The sequence below is a fragment of the Mycolicibacterium pallens genome, from assembly GCF_019456675.1.
Taxonomy (GTDB): Bacteria; Actinomycetota; Actinomycetes; order Mycobacteriales; family Mycobacteriaceae; genus Mycobacterium; species Mycobacterium crocinum.
In genome coordinates, this window is sequence record NZ_CP080333.1 from 2,424,167 (window position 1) to 2,441,978 (window position 17,812).

Sequence of the window (17,812 nt, forward strand, 5' to 3'; positions counted from 1 at the left end):
ACTTTGATGACTTGCGGCTCTGGCCTGCTGTGCCGCCGCCCAGGCATCGTCGGTTGGTCGGACAACAGCGAAGGTGGTGGGAGTTGATGACGACGAATTTTCCTGACGACGCCACCCTGTGTGCGGCCTTGGAGCTGGCCGGCCGCGCGCCGTCGATTCACAACACCCAGCCCTGGGAGTGGCGGGTCGGTTCGCATAGCCTCAACTTGTATTCGCGCCTCGACCTTCGTCTGCCGCATACCGATCCGGACTGCCGCGACCTGATCGTCAGCTGCGGGGCCGCCCTGCATCACGCGACCGTCGCTCTGGCGGCGTTGGGTTGGCGCGCCTCCGTCCACCGGATCCCGAATCCCGACGACCCCGAGCACCTGGCGTCCGTGGAGGTCCACCGTGGATCGCCGACGGAGGCCGATATCGCCATGGCTGCGGCAATACCCCGGCGCCGAACCGATCGGCGGATTTACAGCTCCTGGCCCGTTGCGATGGGGGACATCGCGTTGATGGGTGCTCGGGCGGCACGCCTCGGTGTCACGATGCGGCGGATCGAGACCACCGACAAGTTTGTCGCACTGCTGGAACAGGCAGTGGCCAGGCACAGCACGGACACCGGTTATGTTGACGAGCTGATGGCGTGGACCGGCCGCTACGCGGCGACCGAAGGTGTACCCGCGCAAAATGTTCCACTCATCGATGGCGCCGCGGTGGTGCCTGGCCGGATCTTCTTCGAGTCGACACTCGACCAACCCGCCGATGCGCCCGCAGCCGAGGACAACGGTGTCCTGCTCGCCCTCGGGACGGCGGACGACGATATCGGGTGCCAATTGCGCGCCGGTGAGGCGGCCAGCACGGTCATGCTCACCGCGACCGTTCAAGGCCTGGCCTCGTGCGCGGTCTCGGAGGTACTTGAGATCACGGACACTCGAGAGGCGGTCCGCGGGGACGTATTCGGCGGCGAACAATTCCCTCAGATCATGCTGCGGGTGGGCTGGGCACCGGTGAACGCCGACCCCTTACCGGCGACTCCACGACGACCGCTAACCGACGGCCTCCACCGCTTGGACGGCTCCGCGTTCTTGGTGTAAGCGATAGGAGAGGCACATGGCGGCAACCACAACGCACCACGGCATCATCGTCGGCGTCGACGGATCGCCGGCAGCACAGGTCGCTGTCGGATGGGCGGTCCGCGAAGCGGCCTTACACAAGGTGCCGTTGACGTTGCTGCATGTCGTCTCCCCAACGGTGAGCGTGTTTCCCGGCGTGGAAGTCCCGTCTGGTTTCGAAGTCTGGCAGCAAGACGAGGGGCGCGACATCCTGCAGTCGGCTCGGGCAATGGCCTGCCGCGTGACCGAAGCCGACCCCATCGAGATCAACAGCGAAATGATGAATGGGGTCGCGGCGATCACGCTGGCGGATCTGTCGAAAGACGCCCAACTGGTCGTGGTGGGAGCCCATGGCCGTGGCCGCGCCAGGCGCTTGCTGGGCTCGGTCTCGTCGGCACTGAGCCATCACGGCCATTGCCCGGTCGCGGTGATCCACGATGACAATGTGTATCCGCCCGCGGCCGCTCCAGTGGTTGTCGGTATCGACGGGTCACCCTGTTCGGAATCGGCAACTGCGATCGCGTTCGATGAAGCGTCCCGCCGCGGAGTCGAACTGGTGGCGGTCCACGCCTGCACGAACTGGGATGGCTGGAACTATCCCGACGTCGACTGGCCGGCAATCGAAAGCCAGGGAGAAGAAGTGCTCGGCGAGCGCTTGGCCGGATGGGGAGAACGCTACCCAGACGTCGTCGTCCGCCGGGTAGTCGTCGGCCATGGGGCCGCCGATCGTCTGATCGAGGAATCGAAACAGGCTCAACTCATCGTGGTCGGCAGCCACGGCCGCGGCGGGTTCGCCGGCATGCTGCTCGGCTCCGTCAGCGCCGCGGTCGTCCAGTCCGTACGGATACCCGTCCTCATCGCGCGCGGGCAGTAGTTCTGCGGCGATCACGCCGAAGCGGACCCGGGCATCAAGAATCGTGGACTATCGCACGCCAGTCAGGGGACCTTCGCCCGGTGTGCCCGATCCGCGACCCGAATAGGCTTGTCTCACAGTCCTAATAGAGAGACAAGGAGTCCTGTCATGACCGAGACAGTGCAGCAGAGCGTCCCTGATTCACCGACCGCTGACCTCGCCGAAGAGCTGCGTGAGTCGGCCAAAGCCGGCCAGCACGCCGCTGGGGCGGCATTGCGCAAATTCCGCAGCACCGTCGATGAAGCCATCCCCGAATCCGTTGCGCCGCTGCGTAACAAGATCGTGGAGGCCGCCCTGGAATTGGCCGACGACCTGATCTCGGCACAGTACAAGTTTCACCGCAGCCTGCTCAAGACCGCCGACCACGTACTGACCAAATCCGACGCCGATCACTAAGCGGCCGGATCAGTCTGGGTGAGGACCGACAGCGCGGCGGCGATATCGCGCAGCGGAAGAACAGCGTCGACGCAGCCGGTTGCGATGGCGCTGTTCGGCATATCGGCGGCGCTCGCGTCGCGTGGATCCTCGACGATCACCAGGCCGCCGCCTGACTGCACCGCGCGGCACCCTTCCGAGCCGTCATTCAGCATTCCGGTCAGAATGACGGCGATCGTCGGCGATGCCGCGGCCGAACTGACCAGCAGAGCGTCTCCCGGCCGGTTGTTCCACGGGAGGCGGCCAAATGCCCAGCGTCCTCGGGAGTCGATGGTCACCATGGTGTGACCCGGCACGACCGTGATGCCCGGTTGGGCTGCCGACCCGCCCTCGACCGCGACACGCACCGCCAATCGCGTGCGGTGCGACAGGATTTCAGCCAACGCATCGTGGTCGTCCTGCGGCGCTGCCCGATGTTGCACCACACTGATCGGCACGGTGATGTCGCCGGCAAGTCCGCCCAGCACCGCGCTGACGGCCGGGATACCCCCAGCCGACGCAACGATGACCACCCGACCGAACCCCGGACGGGGCGCCGCGCGCTCAGGCATCGACACGTGGGGGCGGGGTGGACGAAGATGCCGGCTGCACGTTCTGCACTTCGGCGAGGACGACTCGACGGCCGCGGGCACCGCGGCGGCGACGACTGCCGATAGCCCGACACCGTAGCCGACATCCTTGACCTCGACGGTGATGACCACCAACCTGCGCGGTATCCGACCTAGGGTCTGACCCAACGCGTAGATCTCTGGCAGCCCAAGCGAATGCGAGCTGACGACCGTGGGCTGTGGTTGTTCGCCGGGAACCCAACGGCGAACCCGGCCTGCGACCGCGCCGGGTCCGGCGGCCGCATCCACCGCAACGACGAGCGGCAGTCCGGTCCACGCGTCGAGCATCAGTCCCGGGTCGGGCGGCGCCGACAGCACTTCGACACCGCGGAGCTGCCGCGCGGCGACGTCGGCGGCGACCGCCAAACCCACCCCATCGTCGGACCGATACTCGTTGCCGATCCCGATCACGAGAACGCCGCCTGTCATGTGCGGTCGATCGTCAGCGTCAGAAAGTGTGCCGAACACGAGATGCACGGGTCGTGATTGCGGATCGACCTCTCGCACAACGATGTCAACGGTGCATCCTCGAGCGACAAGTTCGCCGCGACGAGCGCTGCCATCTCATACTCGATGGCGCCCTGGTTCTGCGACGTCGGCGGCACCAGTAGCGCCTCACGTATCAGACCGTCGCCGCCGATCTCGTAACGGTGGTAAAGCAGCCCACGTGGGGCTTCGCTGACGCCATGCCCGATGCCGGCGCGCACCGGCACGTCGACGAACGGCTTCGACGGACGCTCGTATTCGGCGATGATCCGCAACGATTCCTCGATGGCGTAGACCACCTCGACAATGCGAACCACAATACTGCGAAACGGATTTCGACAGATCGGCCCGAGTCCGGCGGCTGTGGCGGCCTCGGCCGCGACGGGGGACAGCGTCGCGGAGTTGAGTGAATAGCGGGCCAGCGGACCGGTCAGGTACCGCTTGCCGTCCAATGTCGCGTGCAGGGCGGTGGAATGCTTCACCTGTGCTTCGACGATGTGGTCACTGAAATCTGCGATGTCGAAGGCCGATCCGGCGCTGCGCAAGATCGAGCCGTTCTCGATGGGGTATCGGTCCCCGTCGGACAGCGAGAGGAACTCGTGGTCGAACTCGACGTCGGGAAACTCGAATTCGGTTATCACTCGTAATGTTTCGAGAGCGTCGTCGAGCGAGCGGCGCAGCATCTGCGCCAACGGTTCGAGGTCGCGTGCGCGAGGAACCGAATAGAAGCCGCCCAGTCGAACATTGATCGGATGAATGGCCCGGCCGCCGATCACTTCCATCAACCGGTTGCCGGTCTTCTTGATCGCCAGGCCGCGCTTGACGAGATCGGGATGATCCCTGGCCATACTGATGGCGTCCGGATAGCCCAGGAAATCCGGCGCGTGCAACAGAAAGATGTGTAGGGCGTGGCTGTGGATCCATTCGCCGCAGTACAGCAGCCGGCGCAGGGCGGCCAGTTCCGGTCCGACCGAAATCCCGCAGGCGTCCTCGATCGCGTTGCATGCACTGATCTGATACGCGACCGGGCAGATACCGCAGACACGTGCGGTGAGATCTGGTGGTTCGGTGTAGGCGCGGCCGCGCAGGAAGGCTTCGAAGAAGCGGGGCGGCTCATAGATGTTGAGTTCGACGCTGTCGACCGCCCCGTCCACCAACGTGACATGTAACGCCCCTTCGCCCTCGACGCGCGTCAAGGCGCCCACTGTCAGAGTGCGGACCTCAGGAGTCATCGATCGTTCCGTTCGGCGGTGAAGGCGGTGACGTTGAACGTCGAAAAGACGCGGTCCACACCGGCGTCCGACATCCCGTCTCGATTCAGCACCGGGATCAGGGCGCCGGTGTTGGGTGTCGCAGCCGGTCCGAAACACCCGTAGCAACCACGGTGGTGCGACGGGCACAAGGCACCGCAGCCGGCGTGGGTCACCGGGCCGAGACACGGAATGCCCTCGGCAACAACGACACAGGTCACTCCACGCATCTTGCATTCGGTGCACACCGTCTTGGCCGGCAGCCGAGGTTTACGCCCTACCAATAGGGCGGCGAGCGTGTCCAGAAGCTGGCCGCGGTCGATGGGGCAACCCTGCAACTGGTAGTCGACCGTCACATGTGTCGATGCCGGCGTGGACGTCGCGAGCGTGTCGATGTACTCGGGCTTCGCGTAGACGACTGAGGCGAATTCGTCGACATCGGCGAAATTGCGCAGGGCCTGGATGCCGCCCGCTGTCGCGCACGCGCCGATCGCGACGAGGATCGTGGACTGCTCGCGAATCGCCTTGATCCGCCGCTCATCGGCGGCAGTGGTAATCGAACCTTCCACGAGCGACACGTCGTAGGGCCCTGCGACGACGTCGCTGGAGGCTTCCAGGAAGGTCGCGATGCGCACCTGTCCGGCCAGGGTCAGCAGTTCGTCCTCACAGTCCAGCAACGTGAGCTGGCATCCGTCGCAGGAAGCGAACTTCCACACCGCCAAGGTGGGAGTGCTGCTCATCTACAACTCCTTGACTGCGAGTAGCGGCGCGGCGATGTCATATCCGACGACCGGTCCGTCTCGGCACAACAGCAGTGAACCCAATTGGCAGTGTCCGCACCAACCGACTCCGCACTGCATGTTGCGTTCGAGCGAGACTCGGATCGAACTGGGAGCCAAGCCCTTTCGGATCAGCTCGAGGGCACTGTTGTGCATCATCGGTTCGGGGCCGCACAGGAACGCCGACGTGTTCTCCGCCCGCAGCGGCAGCCTGCGCAGCGGTTCGGTGACGAATCCGATCTCGCCGGGCCACCCCTGCACCGGCACGTCGACGGTCAGGTGCACATCGATGGCGTCGCTGGCGGCCCATCGCTGCAACTCGTCACTGAACAGGAAATCGTCGCGAGAACGCGCCCCGGCGATCAGGGTGACCGTGCCGTAGGCGGCGCGGTCGGCCAGCACGCCGAGGACGACGGGGCGAAGGGGGGCCAGTCCGACACCGCCGGCGACGATCACGAGGTCGCGCCCCGTCGCGGCCCGCAGGCCCCAATCGGTGCCGAACGGGCCGCGGATTCCGATCACCGTTCCCGGTTGCGCGTCGTGCAACGCGCGGCTGACCGCGCCCACCGACCGGATCGTGTGGGTGATGGTGGCGTCGGCACCGACGGTGAGACCGCTGACGGAAATCGCGATCTCGCCGATCCCGAAGGCGTACATCATCATGAATTGGCCCGGCAGGGGAGCGGGTAGCGGCCGGTCCACCGGTTCGAGCTCCAACGTCGAGGAATCGCGATTCTCGGACACGGCTTTGCGCACCCGATAGGGGACCGGGCTCATCGCTGACGGCGATGCCGGCCAGGTGACGGTGTCAGTCATCGCCGTCGCGCTCCCGGGCGAGGGCGTGCATCTCTTCGGTGATGTCGATTCCGGTCGGACACCACGCGATACATCGGCCACAGCCCACGCATCCGCTGCTCCCGAACTGGTCGTGCCACGTGCCTAGTTTGTGGGAGATCCAGTGCCGATATCGCGATTCCCCGGACTGCCGCACGCTGCCCTCGTGAACGAACGTGAAGTCGAACTCGAAACAGGACGCCCAACTCATCCATCGTTCGCTGTGCTCACCGGTGAGATCGGTGACGTCGGTGACGCTGGTGCAGAAGCAGGTGGGACACGCCATGGTGCAGTTGCCGCAGGTGAGACACCGACTGGCGACCTCGTCCCAGTGTGGGGACTCCCGCGATTCGATCAGCAGTTCCCGTAGGTCTGTGGTCGGCATCTGCCGACCCATGTGCTGTGCGGCATCGGTCACTTGGGTTCTCGCGGAAGCGATTTCGTCGGGGCCGGCATCCCGCTGGGGGAGCGCGGCCAACACCTGCGCACCCTCGTCACTGCCGACGTCGACCAGGTAGTGGCGTCCGCTGCTGTCGACGCACTCGGTGAGTGCAAGATCGTAGCCCGGGCCGACCTGAGGCCCGGTTCCCATGGATGCGCAAAAGCACAGGCCGCCGGGTTCAGTGCAGTTGACGGCTACCACGAAGATGCGGCCGAGCCGTCCCACGAATCCCTGGTCCGGGTGGCTGCCCGTGCCGAGCACTCCGTTGAGTATCGCGATCGCCGCGAGATCGCATCCCCTCACCCCGAGGAAGGCATATCGCGGTGAATCCTCGGGGGCAGCACCGTCCGATGACCACACTCGCTGCCGCGGCGGGTGCAGGAACTGCTTCCACGACTGCGGTCCCGCCGAATGGCCGAAGACCGCGTCGTCATCCCGACGGCGCAGCCGGTAGTGGCCGGGGCCCACGTCGACGCCCCAGCCGAGAGGAAGTTCGTCGGCCGACTCGAGCTCGGCCAGCACGATCGCGTTGTCGGAGACGGTGGGGCCCACCACCCGGTACCCGCGGTCGATCAGCGCGGACACCAGTTCGGCCAAGCCTGCGGCGTCGATGACCGCGTTCGTCATGGGGTAATGGTGCGCGACCGGTAGCAGCCAGGAGCATGGTCTTGGGTCCCCAGATAACCGTCAAAGGTCCTTCCGTGCTCCGTCGGAGGGCTCGAGGGCGCTGACTGGGCCCACCTACCGCGGCATGCGGTACAGAGCTGCGCCTGCAGTTATCCCGGCCCCCGCCGCAATCAGGAGCACAAGGTCGCCACCGCCACAGTCCGAGGTCGCCCGAGAGAAGGCCGCCGCCAGGGATGCGGTGTGCATTGTTTCGTCGTCGGCGACCACGACTCGATCAGCGGCCACCCCCAACTTCTCGGCCAACGACGCGCGGTAGCCGGGCCACGCAGGCGCAGCGACGATGACGTCGACGTCTGCGATGGTGTGCGAGGACGCGCGGAGGCAGCGCTGCGCGGCGTCAGCCGCGGCGGTGGCGAACTCGTCGTCGCGCCGGAGGGTCTGGTGGAAGCGGAGGACGTTCTTGTGGTCTCTGAGACCCACTGTGGCATTGAATGTTTCGCTGCGGTCTCGAACGCTCGCCCAGTGCACCTGCTCGAGTCCGGCGGCTTCGTCGGTCCGGCTGCACAGCAGTGCCGCGCCGGCCGGTGCGAACGGAAAGTGTTCACTCATACCGCGGCCGGGATCGGCGTCGCTTGCCACGACCATCGCACAGTCGATGGTCTTTGACGTGAGAAAGCCGTCGACGATCTGCAGCGCGGACAGCAGGCCGCATGCGCCGTTGGCGACGTCGAAGGAGAATGTTCCGTGCGTGCCCGCATGCGGGTCTTCGGGATTGGCGCCGATGTCCTCTTGGATCAGCGCTGCGAGTGCCGGCTCCCCGAGATTGCGGTCGCGATAGATTCCCGCGTTGACCAGGAGGTCGACGTCGTGAGGGTGGCGGGCCGCCTTGCGTAGGCAATCCTGTGCGGTGTCGACCGCGAGATGCAGGGCGCTGTGCCGGTGCCGCCACCGGCTCTCGCCCACGGCGACCTGTTCAATCACAGTGCCCATATCGACCCACCAGTTCCTCGTCCAAAGTCAGCAAGACCACGCCGATTTCGAGTCCGGACGCCAGAGCGATGAGCGCGATGGTCTCCCCAGGCCGAATGTGTTTCGCTTCGAGTTCCTCGACCAGCGCCACCGTGTGCGTGGTGGACGCGGTATTGCCGTATCTGTCGACGGTGATAACCGCATCGTGTCGCGGGTTGTCGCCGAAATCGTCGGCGAGCGTGGCCATGCCCTTGCGGATCGCCCGAGCGGAAGTCTGATGGGTGATCACATGATCGATGTCGTGGATCGAGATGCCGACTGTCTCGAGCACTTCGTGCAGCAGTAGTGGGGTGTTGGACATCGCCGCCCGGTGGATGCCGCGCGCATCGGTGAACATACGGCCGCCGGGATCGGGCCCCTTGGGGTAAGCCAGGCACAGTCGGCTGTAATCGGCCACGGTGGTGAAGCCGGCCAGAGTTATGCCGGCCGAACCGGCCGGTGCACGCTCCAGCAGGAGTGCCGCGCCTGCGTCACCGAGGGTCAGGCAGGCCAGCTCCTTGCTCATGATCGAGCGGATGTGACGGGCCGCGTTCTGCCCGAGCTGGGAGATGTACTCGCCGCTGACCACCAACGCCCGCTCGATGATGCCCTGCCGGATCCAGTTGTTCGCGATGGTGACGCCGGTCAGCATGCCGGCGCAGGCGTTGGAGACGTCGAACGTCAAGGCCGTCTCGGCGCCGATGGCCTGGGCCACCGCACTGCTCATCGTCGGTTCCAACCACTGGGTGAGGCCGTCCCGGAATTTCGTGATGCTGCAACTGATCACGGCGTCGATCGAATCGGGTTGCCGCTGAGCCTTCGCCAGACAGTCCAATGCCGCAGCGGTCGCGAGGCTATAGGAGTCCTCATCGCCCACCGACACTCGGCGTTCGCGAATTCCCGTCAGCCGTTCGAGGTCGATGTGGGTACGGTGTCGCGTCGCCGACATCAACTCGTCGGTCGTGAGGTGAGTGGGTGGCAAATGCCTGCCGGCGCCGGCCACTCGAGTGCGATAAGGCGCTGCCTCATCGCTTCCCGACGGTTCCATCATCAACCAACGCTTGCGCGTCATTGATCCATCGTGGGTCAGTCACGGGTGATCTGATAGGGATCATTGGACATCGGCGACCGGGACCTTGGGCCCTTGCCGGTGCTTTCCTGCGGGCGCAGAGTGGGTTTCGTGGAGCATCTGAGCACTCTGGATGCTGGCTTCCTCGAGGCCGAGGATTCGGACCGCCATGTGAGTTTGGCGGTCGGCGGCGTGTCGGTGATCGAAGGACCGATGCCAGACTTCGCGTCACTGGTGGACAACGTTGCCGACCGGATCGTGAGCATTCCCCGGTTCAAACAGATGGTGCGCACCCATGTGCTCGACCTCGAACCACCGGAGTGGGTCGAGGATCCCAATTTCGATCTCTCCCATCACGTTCATCGCGCGGCGCTGCCGGACCCCGGTGATGACCAGAGTCTGTTCCGATTCGTCGCGGACGTGATGGAGCGCCGCTTGGACCGCGACCGTCCGTTGTGGGAATGCTGGATCATCGAGGGCTTGGCCGGCGGCCGGTGGGCAGTTCTGGTGAAGATTCATCACTGCGTCGCGGACGGCATCGCGACCATGCATCTGCTCTCCAGTTTCAGCGATGATGGGGAAGGTGCAACGTTCGCGAGCGAGATCCGCGCCGCCCACGAGCCGACAGACCGCGGTGTGCGCGTCCCCAAAGTCAGCCTGAACCCGTTGGATTGGGCATCCGGCATCTGGCAGGCTGCCGTCGGCGTGACGAACGCGGCAACGTTGGCCGTCGGGGGTGTCGTCGAGATCACCGGCGGCCTGCTCCGCCCGGCGGCCACATCATCGCTGGCCGGCCCGGTCAGCACGATGCGTCGTTACAGCGCCGCGCGGGTGAGCCTCGAGGAGGTGGAGACGATCTGCCACGAATTCGGCGTCACCGTCAACGATGTCGCGCTGACTGCGATCACCGCCAGCTTCAGGGCGGCGCTGGTTCGGCGGGGCGAGCGGCCGCGGCGCAACTCGCTGCGGACGCTGGTGCCGGTGTCTATTCGATCCAACGACGCGCGAGAGGCCGTCGATAACCGCGTGTCGCTGATGCTGCCGTGCCTTCCGGTGGAAAAGGAAGATCTTGTTGACCAGCTGCACGAGGTGCACGGCCGGTTGACCACCGCCAAGGGCAGCGGCCAGCGTCAAGCCGGCAGTGGCTTCATTTCGTCGATTGGTCTCCTGCCGTTCCCGTTGACGGCATGGGCGGTTCGGCTGCTCACGCGATTGCCGCAACGCGGAGTCGTGACCGTCGCCACGAATGTTCCCGGACCGCGTCAGCGATCCCGAATCCTGGGCCGGGAAGTTGTGAGTGTCCTACCCATTCCACCGATCGCGCTTCAACTTCGCACCGGCATTGCGATTCTCAGCTATGCGGACAGTCTGGTGTTCGGCATCATCGCCGACTACGACACCACCTCCGATGTCGACGAATTGGCGCGGGGTATCGAACAGGCGGTCGCCCAGTTATCGGCTGTGTCCGCGGGGGTCAGAAGCTCTGCGCCAAACGGTGACTGACGTAGTCAGTGACGTCGGACAGCGTCCGTAGCGACTGATAGTCCGCCTCGGGGATATCCACCTGCAGTCGTTTGTGGATGCCGATCAGGAAGTTCAGCCAGTCCATCGAGTCGAGATCCACCTGGTCGCGCAACAATACGTCGTCACTGATCTCGTCGGCGTCGACCTCTGGCGCGATCGTCGTCAAGACGGAGAGGATCTCGGCGCGAATATCGTTGTCAGCCATGGTCAAGTCATTTCTCTAGGAGCTCGGGTTGCTGCAGCAACTCGTTGATCGCGGACAAGAACAGCGCGCCTCGGTGGCCGTCGCTGGCCCGATGGTCGGCCGCCAGCGTCGCCTGCACGGTGGTACATATCCGGATTCCGCCGTCGACGGCGCACACCCGTTGCGTTGGCCGCCCGAATCCGACGAGGGCCACCTGCGGCGGGTAGATGACACCGAATACGGTATCGACGCCCTGATCGCCGAGGTTGGTCACGGTGATGGACGGATCCGACACCTCGGAGCTGCGTAGCGAACCGGCACGCGCGCGGGCGACCAGGTCGGTCAGCCCACCCATCAGGTCGTACAGATTCTTCTCGGCCACATTGTGGATGGCGGGCGCGACGAGTCCGCCTCCGCGTAGCGAGATCGCCACCCCGACGTGAACCGCTGATGCGCCTTCGAACCCGTCGTCGCGCCAGAACCCGTTGAACTCGCCGAACCGTTGGGCCGCCACGGCAACAGCCTTCAGCTGCAGTACCGCAGGCAGAATGCGCTCGGTGATGGGCCGCTCGGCATTGCGATCGGCCAACCAGGTGAGCGCCTTGTCCAGGAGGATCTCGTCGGCGAGATAGTAGTGCGGGATCTCCCGTTTGGACCGGCTCATCGCGGCGGCGATCGACTTGCGCATCTCGGTGGCGCGATCCTTGACAGCGGGCTTGGCCGCCGGTGGCATCGCCACCACCGCCGCCGCATGTTCGACATCGCTGAGTGTGACCGCTGCCTGTGGGCCGGTCCCGGTCACCGCTTCGACATCGACGCCGAGCGACAGAGCCAGACGACGTGCGGCAGGGGAGACCCATCGACGATGATGAGGCGCGGTCTCCGGGGCGGGGGCCGTGGCTGGGCGGCGCGGCCGGAGTTGGCATTGCGGGCAACGGTTCTCGTGGTTCGGCGGCCTCGGTCACTGGTGTGGGTGCGACGCGCTTTTCGGGGATGCTCTCGGCGCTCTCCCCGGGTTCGAGCAGGGTGGCGAGGGGGGTTCCCACCTGGACCGTTTCGCCGACCGGCACCAGCAGTTCATGGACGGTGCCGTCATGCCAGCATTCGATCTCCACCGCGGCCTTGGTGGTTTCCACCACCGCGACCACTTGTCCGCGGGACACGGTGTCACCGGGCTGCACGAGCCACTCGTTGAGCGTTCCCTCATCCATGTCGGCTCCGAGCGCCGGCATCTGGAAATCGATCATGACGATGCGCCCAGGAGGCCCTCGACCGCCGCGACGATCTTGTCCGGCTGCGGCAACGCGGCCTGCTCGAGGTGTTTGGCATACGGCATCGGCACCTCGGTGCTGCACACCCGGGCCACCGGTGCATCGAGGTCGAAGAATGCGCCTTCGACGATGCGTGCGCTGATCTCGGCGGCCAGGCTGCCGGTTTTCCAGGCCTCGTCGACCACAACGGCCCGATGTGTCTTGCGGACGGATTCGAGGATCGTGTCGGTGTCCAGGGGGCGCAGCACGCGCAGATCGATGACCTCACAGTCGATTCCGGCCAGTGACAGTTCGTTGGCCGCGTCCAGGGCTTTGGGCAGGCAGCCACCGTAGGTGATCACCGTGACATCGGATCCGGACCGCCGGATGGCGGCGCGGGAAATGTCGGTGGGGACCAGGTTGTCGACGTCGGTTGCGGTGTTGTAGAGCGCGACGTGCTCGAAGAAGATCACCGGATCGGGGTCGGCGAGGGCGGTGCCAAGCATGCCGTACGCGTCCTGCACAGTCGCCGGAGCTACGACCTTGATGCCGGGAATGTGGGCGTACCAGGCTGTGCGAATGTTGGGCGGCCAGCTGCCTGCCGGCTCCGGTCGCCATGCGGACGACCAGTGGCACCGAGAACTGGCCGCCGGACATATGTCGCAGCGCCGCAGCGGTATTCACGATCTGGTCGAGGGCAAGGAGGCTGAAGTTCACGGTCATGACTTCGACGATGGGGCGAAGACCGCCGAGCGCCGCGCCGATTCCGACGCCGACGAAACCCAACTCCGACAGCGGGGTGTCGCGCACCCGGTCCGGGCCGAACTCGTCGAGCAGGCCTTTGGACACCGCATAGGTGCCGCCGTAGCGGCCGACGTCCTCACCGAGCAGGAGCACGCTCGGATCGTCGTTCAGTGCGTCGCGCAGCGCGTCGTGCAGGGCGGCGCGGTATGTCGTCTTCATTGGGCAACCTCCTGTGGCGGGGTCAACACGTCGCGCTCGAGATCGTCAACGCTCTCCCAGGTCCCCGCGTCGGCGAAGGCGACCGCCTCCGCCACTTCGTCATCCGCTGCGGATTCGATCGCTGCGATGTCGGCGGGTGTGGTGCTGCCGTTCTGGAGATGCTTCTCGCTGAACAGCTGGATCGGGTCGCGCTTGCGCCACTCCCCGACTTCGTCCTTGCCGCGGTAGAGCTCCGGATCGAACATCGAATGCGCGCGGAATCGGTAGGTGCGGAATTCGATGAAGAACGGGCCGCCGGCGCTTTCGATGTGCTCGGAACCGTACTGCGCGGCGTTGAGGCAGGCGGTCACATCCATCCCGTCCACCGACAAAGTCGGCACCTTGTAGGCCGCTGCCTTGGCGGTGAGGTCGGTCTGCGACTGGGCCCGGTCCAGTGCCGTACCCATTGCGTACAGATTGTTCTCGCAACAGAACAGCACCGGTAACCGCCACAACGCAGCGATGTTCAGTGACTCGTGAAACGCACCCTCCGCGACCGCTCCGTCACCGAAGTAACACGCAGTCAGCCGATTTCGGTGTTTCACGGCGTCGGATAGACCGAGGCCGACGGCAAGGGGTAACCCGCCTGCGACGATCGCGTTGCCACCGTAGAAGCGGGTGGCGGCGTCGAAGAGGTGCATCGAGCCGCCCCTGCCGCGCGAGCAACCCTCCTGCTTACCGAACATCTCGGCCATGATCGACTTCATCGGGATGCCGCGAAGCAGCGCGTGTGCGTGCTCGCGATAGGTCGCTACCACCGCATCGTCGGGGCGCAGTGCGCGCAACGAACCTGCCGCTACCGCCTCCTCACCGACGTACAGGTGCAGAAAGCCACGAATCTTGCTCTCGCTGTACAGTTCTGCGCATTTCTCCTCCATCCGGCGAACCCGAACCATGTCGGAGAGGAGGTTGAGCACAAGCTCGCGATCGGTCACGACGACACCGCCGGCGCGTGGGTTTCGGCCATCGTTTCCACGGTGGATATGTCGCCCTCGGGCAGCCCGAGCTCACGGGCTTTGAGCAGCCGCCGCATGATCTTTCCGCTGCGGGTGTGCGGCAGCGAGTCGACGAACTCGATCTCCTTGGGCGCGACCGCGGCACCGAGGTGTTTGCGCGCGTGGCCGAGCACGTCAAGTCGTAGTTCGTCGTCGGCGGAGAAACCGTCTTTGAGAGTGACGAATGCCTTCACGACTTCGCCGACGGTCGGATCCGGCTTGCCGATAACGGCTGCTTCGGCGACCGCCGGGTGATCGGTCAACGCGTTCTCCACCTCGAACGGCCCGATCAGGTGACCCGCCGACTTGATCACGTCGTCGGCGCGGCCGACGAACCAGAAGTACCCGTCGGAGTCACGCTTGACGAGGTCACCGGTGAGGTACAGCCCGTCCGTGAAGCACTTGCGGTAGCGGTCTTCTTGGTGCAGGTACTCCCGGAACATCGACGGCCAGCCGAGTTTGAGTGCCAGCTCGCCTTCGACGTCCGGTTCGTCGATGACCGACACCGATCCGTCGTCGCGATGACGCACGACGCACGCATCGATGCCGGGCAGCGGCCGGCCCATCGAGCCCGGCTTGATGTCGAACGCGGGGGTGTTGGCGATCATGATGCCGCCGGTTTCGGTCTGCCACCAGTTGTCGTGGATGGGCAATCCGAGCACACGTTGCCCCCACCACACGGCCTCCGCGTTCAACGGTTCGCCGACGCTGGCGATGAACCGGAGATGCGGGAACGTGAACTGAGCCGCAAGCTCTGGGCCGGCCTTGATCAGCATCCGGATCGCCGTCGGCGCGGTGTACCAGACAGATACGCCCTGCGACTGCAGGATCGTGTACCACCGGGTGGCATCGAATTCGGCCTCGTCGACGATCGAGGTGACACCGTGCAGCAGCGGGGAGATCACGCCATAGGACATCCCGGTCACCCAGCCGGGATCGGCTGTGCACCAATAGATGTCCTCAGGGTGGAGATCAAGGGCGTACAGACCTGTGAGGTAGTGCATCTGTACGGCACCGTGGACATGCAAGGCACCCTTCGGGGTGCCGGTGGTGCCGCTGGTGAAGTGAAGCAGCGCTGGATCGTCGGCCGTGGTCGGCTCGATGGGTGCGTTGTCGTCGGCTTTGTCCATCAAGTGCCAGAAGTTCAGCGTCCCGCGCGCGGCGTCGTTGTCGACGGTGTCGTCGACCACCAGGATGTGTCGCACCGACGTCAGCTGGTCGCGGATTTTGGCCAGTTTCTTGCGAAAGATCGCCTTGGTCGTGATGAGCACGTCACACTCGCCGATGCTGAGCCGGGTCGCGATCGGCTCCGGTCCGAACGCCGAGAACAACGGTGACACAACGCTTCCGTTGCGCAGCGCGCCCATGATGCTGATGTAGAGCTCCGGGGTGCGGCCCATGAGTGTGAACACTCGGTCACCTCGGCCGATCGCGAGCGACCGCAACACGTTGGTGAACTGTCGGGTCAACCGGCCCAGCTCGCCGTAGCTCATGTCGCGGGTGGCCACTGCGCCGTCGGTGTCGAGAGCCGAGACGAATCGCAGCGCGGTGCGTGACGCCGCCGGGCCGTCCTGATGACGATCGACAGCCGCATAGGCGATGTTGCAGGCTCCGGGCCCCATGCCGGCGCACACGTCGGGCGCCGACGACCAGTCGAATCCCCGGCGCGTTCCCTCGTAGTCGACGAAGTTCGGGTCGACTTTCCAGTCTTTGGCTGCTTTGTGGATAACCGTCACGGTGCTATCCCTCCGGTGAAGGGAGCACTCCCTTGCGCAAGGCGGGACCGATATTCGCCATGATGCGGTCGAGAAGTGCGTTGTAGGCGGACCCGTCATTCAGCAGCTGCGCCGGTCCGTAATGGAGGAGATAGGCGTCGACTCGGCGGTCGATCGGCCAATCGCAATAGATCTCCGATGTGAACTCACTACGGAGAAATCCCCACGCAACGATCTCGAGTTCTTCGTGGTTCATGGTCCTATGGAAAGTCGACGTCATTGTCGGCCCCTCTCGGTCGGGTGGGACCACCCCATCGTTTCCAGCCGCTCGCGGCGACAATAGAGACGAAAGTCAACAGAGCCACCGCACGATGTCCCACGGCCTAGGGACGCCTCGGCTCTGCCTGGGGACGGCCATCGGTGCCAGTATTCGGAGAATGCGCGACACCGCCATGGACTCGGTCCGAGACCTCGTGCGCACCTTCAACAAGTATGTGTTGAATCCGGCGATGCTACAGCTGGCAGGCCGTAAACACTGGTATGCCAGCGTCATTCGGCACACCGGCCGAAAGTCGGGCAAGAGCTACGTCACCCCGGTGGTGGCGGATCCGGTATCGGACGGTTTTGTCGTTCCGCTGCCCTACGGCACGGGGGTCGACTGGGTTCGCAACGTGCTTGCGGCCGGCCGTGCAACGATCACCTCGGCAGGCTCGACCTACGACGTCGTGGCACCGGAGATCATCGATGCGACATCGGCGGCAGCGTTGCTCTCACCTCGACGGCGCCGGGGCTTCCGTCGGCTGGGCATTGATAAATTTCTGCGCGTCACGCTGGCGAAATAGGCGATGTCGCGGGGACGGCCGGCGAGTGCGTGCTGGCTTCGCTCTCCGCCCGTTGTTTGATCCCGAGCAGGATGGCCCGCGTGATGAAAGCTTTCGCCGGCGCGATCAGTTCGGCGCCCAACACGGCTCCCGGCTGACGCAGCGGTACCCGGGTGCGGATCAAGAGGCGGGTGTGGTCGTTACCGGACGGCACCACGTTCAGCGACCAGACGGCGTCCCAGAAGTTTCGGCTGCCCGCGGTGCGGAGAACGAGCGATCGGCCCGCCTCGAGCCGGGCCACCGTCACCACGATGCCGTCTTTCAGACCGAGCCAACCCCGGGGCGCCAGACGAACGGTGTCGCCTTCGGCGAGGTGCTGCCATTCCGGGTGAATCTCATCGGCGTCGTGGTAGTCGAGCCCGGCCAACGTCTGCAATTTCTGGTATGCGTAGAAACCCGCGCGGTCCTGGCCGATTTGAATCAGCCACGGCCACACCGCGTCCGGCGGCCGCTCGATCGTCACCCCTTCGGTCGTCACCACCGCAGGTTGACCGACCAGGTCGTCGCCGGGCAACGCCATCGAACACTCGTCTTTGGTGGTGCCCCAGTTGCGGAAGAACTGTCTGGCCGCCATCAGAACTGCGGCGGTTGCGCCCAAGCGAAGCATCGCTGTCGTCATGGCCCCACTCTGCGACGGACTCTCCGAGTGCGGTAGGGCCGGTGGACCCTGATGCGGTGGGTCGGGGTCGACAAAGGGCCTGACAACCTGG

The 17,812-nt window shown here is 65.3% G+C and carries 17 protein-coding genes and 2 pseudogenes; 5 read left to right on the forward strand and 14 right to left on the reverse strand.

The window, feature by feature from the left end:
- The first annotated feature begins 86 nt into the window (after window positions 1-86).
- The 3 genes from K0O64_RS11875 (at window position 87) to K0O64_RS11885 (ending at window position 2,409) form a co-directional block, all read left to right on the forward strand.
- Window positions 87-1,082 carry an Acg family FMN-binding oxidoreductase gene (locus K0O64_RS11875; protein WP_220046379.1) on the forward strand — a complete coding sequence of 332 codons (996 nt, stop codon included), beginning with the start codon at window positions 87-89 and terminating at the stop codon, window positions 1,080-1,082.
- A 16-nt stretch (window positions 1,083-1,098) separates the two neighbouring features.
- The gene (locus K0O64_RS11880; protein ID WP_220046380.1) at window positions 1,099-1,974 is read left to right on the forward strand and encodes a universal stress protein; all 876 of its coding nucleotides are present in this window, start codon (window positions 1,099-1,101) and stop codon (window positions 1,972-1,974) included.
- Window positions 1,975-2,121: 147 nt separating this feature from the next.
- Entirely contained in the window at window positions 2,122-2,409 is a 288-nt protein-coding gene (locus K0O64_RS11885) for a hypothetical protein (RefSeq protein WP_096311212.1), read from the forward strand.
- Here the strand turns inward: K0O64_RS11885 and K0O64_RS11890 are convergent.
- From K0O64_RS11890 to K0O64_RS11920, 7 genes are all read right to left on the reverse strand, one after another.
- The gene (locus tag K0O64_RS11890; protein ID WP_220046381.1) at window positions 2,406-3,485 is read right to left on the reverse strand and encodes a hydrogenase maturation protease; all 1,080 of its coding nucleotides are present in this window, start codon (window positions 3,483-3,485) and stop codon (window positions 2,406-2,408) included. The two genes, K0O64_RS11885 and K0O64_RS11890, sit on opposite strands and share 4 nt — an antisense overlap.
- Entirely contained in the window at window positions 3,482-4,774 is a 1,293-nt protein-coding gene (locus tag K0O64_RS11895) for a Ni/Fe hydrogenase subunit alpha (protein WP_071945618.1), read from the reverse strand. The genes K0O64_RS11890 and K0O64_RS11895 overlap by 4 nt, the downstream gene beginning before the upstream one ends.
- The gene (locus K0O64_RS11900; RefSeq protein WP_071945616.1) at window positions 4,771-5,532 is read right to left on the reverse strand and encodes an NADH-quinone oxidoreductase subunit B family protein; all 762 of its coding nucleotides are present in this window, start codon (window positions 5,530-5,532) and stop codon (window positions 4,771-4,773) included. Before K0O64_RS11900 ends, K0O64_RS11895 begins: the two co-directional genes overlap by 4 nt.
- On the reverse strand, window positions 5,533-6,387 hold the full coding sequence (locus K0O64_RS11905) for an FAD/NAD(P)-binding protein (protein ID WP_071945614.1): 855 nt from the start codon (window positions 6,385-6,387) through the stop codon (window positions 5,533-5,535).
- Complete coding sequence (locus K0O64_RS11910; RefSeq protein WP_071945612.1) at window positions 6,380-7,474, reverse strand: 4Fe-4S dicluster domain-containing protein; 1,095 nt, start codon at window positions 7,472-7,474, stop codon at window positions 6,380-6,382. The genes K0O64_RS11905 and K0O64_RS11910 overlap by 8 nt, the downstream gene beginning before the upstream one ends.
- Before the next feature lie 114 nt (window positions 7,475-7,588).
- Window positions 7,589-8,464, reverse strand: a complete 876-nt coding sequence (locus K0O64_RS11915; RefSeq protein WP_096311218.1) for a 3-oxoacyl-[acyl-carrier-protein] synthase III C-terminal domain-containing protein — start codon at window positions 8,462-8,464, stop codon at window positions 7,589-7,591.
- On the reverse strand, window positions 8,448-9,554 hold the full coding sequence (locus K0O64_RS11920; protein ID WP_071945611.1) for a 3-oxoacyl-ACP synthase III family protein: 1,107 nt from the start codon (window positions 9,552-9,554) through the stop codon (window positions 8,448-8,450). Before K0O64_RS11920 ends, K0O64_RS11915 begins: the two co-directional genes overlap by 17 nt.
- A gap of 108 nt (window positions 9,555-9,662) precedes the next feature.
- Between K0O64_RS11920 and K0O64_RS11925 the strand changes: the two genes are divergently transcribed.
- Window positions 9,663-11,054, forward strand: coding sequence for a WS/DGAT/MGAT family O-acyltransferase (locus K0O64_RS11925; protein WP_096312816.1), 1,392 nt, complete (start codon window positions 9,663-9,665; stop codon window positions 11,052-11,054).
- Here K0O64_RS11925 and K0O64_RS11930 read toward each other — a convergent pair.
- From K0O64_RS11930 to K0O64_RS11955, 6 genes and pseudogenes are all read right to left on the reverse strand, one after another.
- Window positions 11,026-11,280, reverse strand: a complete 255-nt coding sequence (locus tag K0O64_RS11930) for an acyl carrier protein (protein ID WP_096312817.1) — start codon at window positions 11,278-11,280, stop codon at window positions 11,026-11,028. The two genes, K0O64_RS11925 and K0O64_RS11930, sit on opposite strands and share 29 nt — an antisense overlap.
- A gap of 7 nt (window positions 11,281-11,287) precedes the next feature.
- Window positions 11,288-12,506, reverse strand: a pseudogene (locus tag K0O64_RS11935) (dihydrolipoamide acetyltransferase family protein).
- Window positions 12,503-13,472, reverse strand: a pseudogene (locus K0O64_RS11940) (alpha-ketoacid dehydrogenase subunit beta). Before K0O64_RS11940 ends, K0O64_RS11935 begins: the two co-directional pseudogenes overlap by 4 nt.
- Window positions 13,469-14,407, reverse strand: a complete 939-nt coding sequence (gene pdhA, locus K0O64_RS11945; RefSeq protein WP_230986039.1) for a pyruvate dehydrogenase (acetyl-transferring) E1 component subunit alpha — start codon at window positions 14,405-14,407, stop codon at window positions 13,469-13,471. Before pdhA ends, K0O64_RS11940 begins: the two are co-directional and overlap by 4 nt.
- 35 nt (window positions 14,408-14,442) lie before the next feature.
- On the reverse strand, window positions 14,443-16,242 hold the full coding sequence (acsA, locus tag K0O64_RS11950) for an acetate--CoA ligase (protein WP_220046382.1): 1,800 nt from the start codon (window positions 16,240-16,242) through the stop codon (window positions 14,443-14,445).
- 4 nt (window positions 16,243-16,246) lie between these two features.
- Entirely contained in the window at window positions 16,247-16,477 is a 231-nt protein-coding gene (locus tag K0O64_RS11955) for a hypothetical protein (RefSeq protein ID WP_225933696.1), read from the reverse strand.
- Between the two features lie 181 nt (window positions 16,478-16,658).
- On the opposite strand from K0O64_RS11955, the gene K0O64_RS11960 reads away from it, so the two are divergent.
- Window positions 16,659-17,063: a nitroreductase family deazaflavin-dependent oxidoreductase gene (locus K0O64_RS11960; protein ID WP_220046384.1), complete on the forward strand. Its 405-nt coding sequence runs from the start codon at window positions 16,659-16,661 to the stop codon at window positions 17,061-17,063.
- Here K0O64_RS11960 and K0O64_RS11965 read toward each other — a convergent pair.
- On the reverse strand, window positions 17,047-17,721 hold the full coding sequence (locus tag K0O64_RS11965; protein WP_220046385.1) for an SRPBCC family protein: 675 nt from the start codon (window positions 17,719-17,721) through the stop codon (window positions 17,047-17,049). The genes K0O64_RS11960 and K0O64_RS11965 overlap by 17 nt on opposite strands.
- Window positions 17,722-17,812 lie beyond the last annotated feature (91 nt).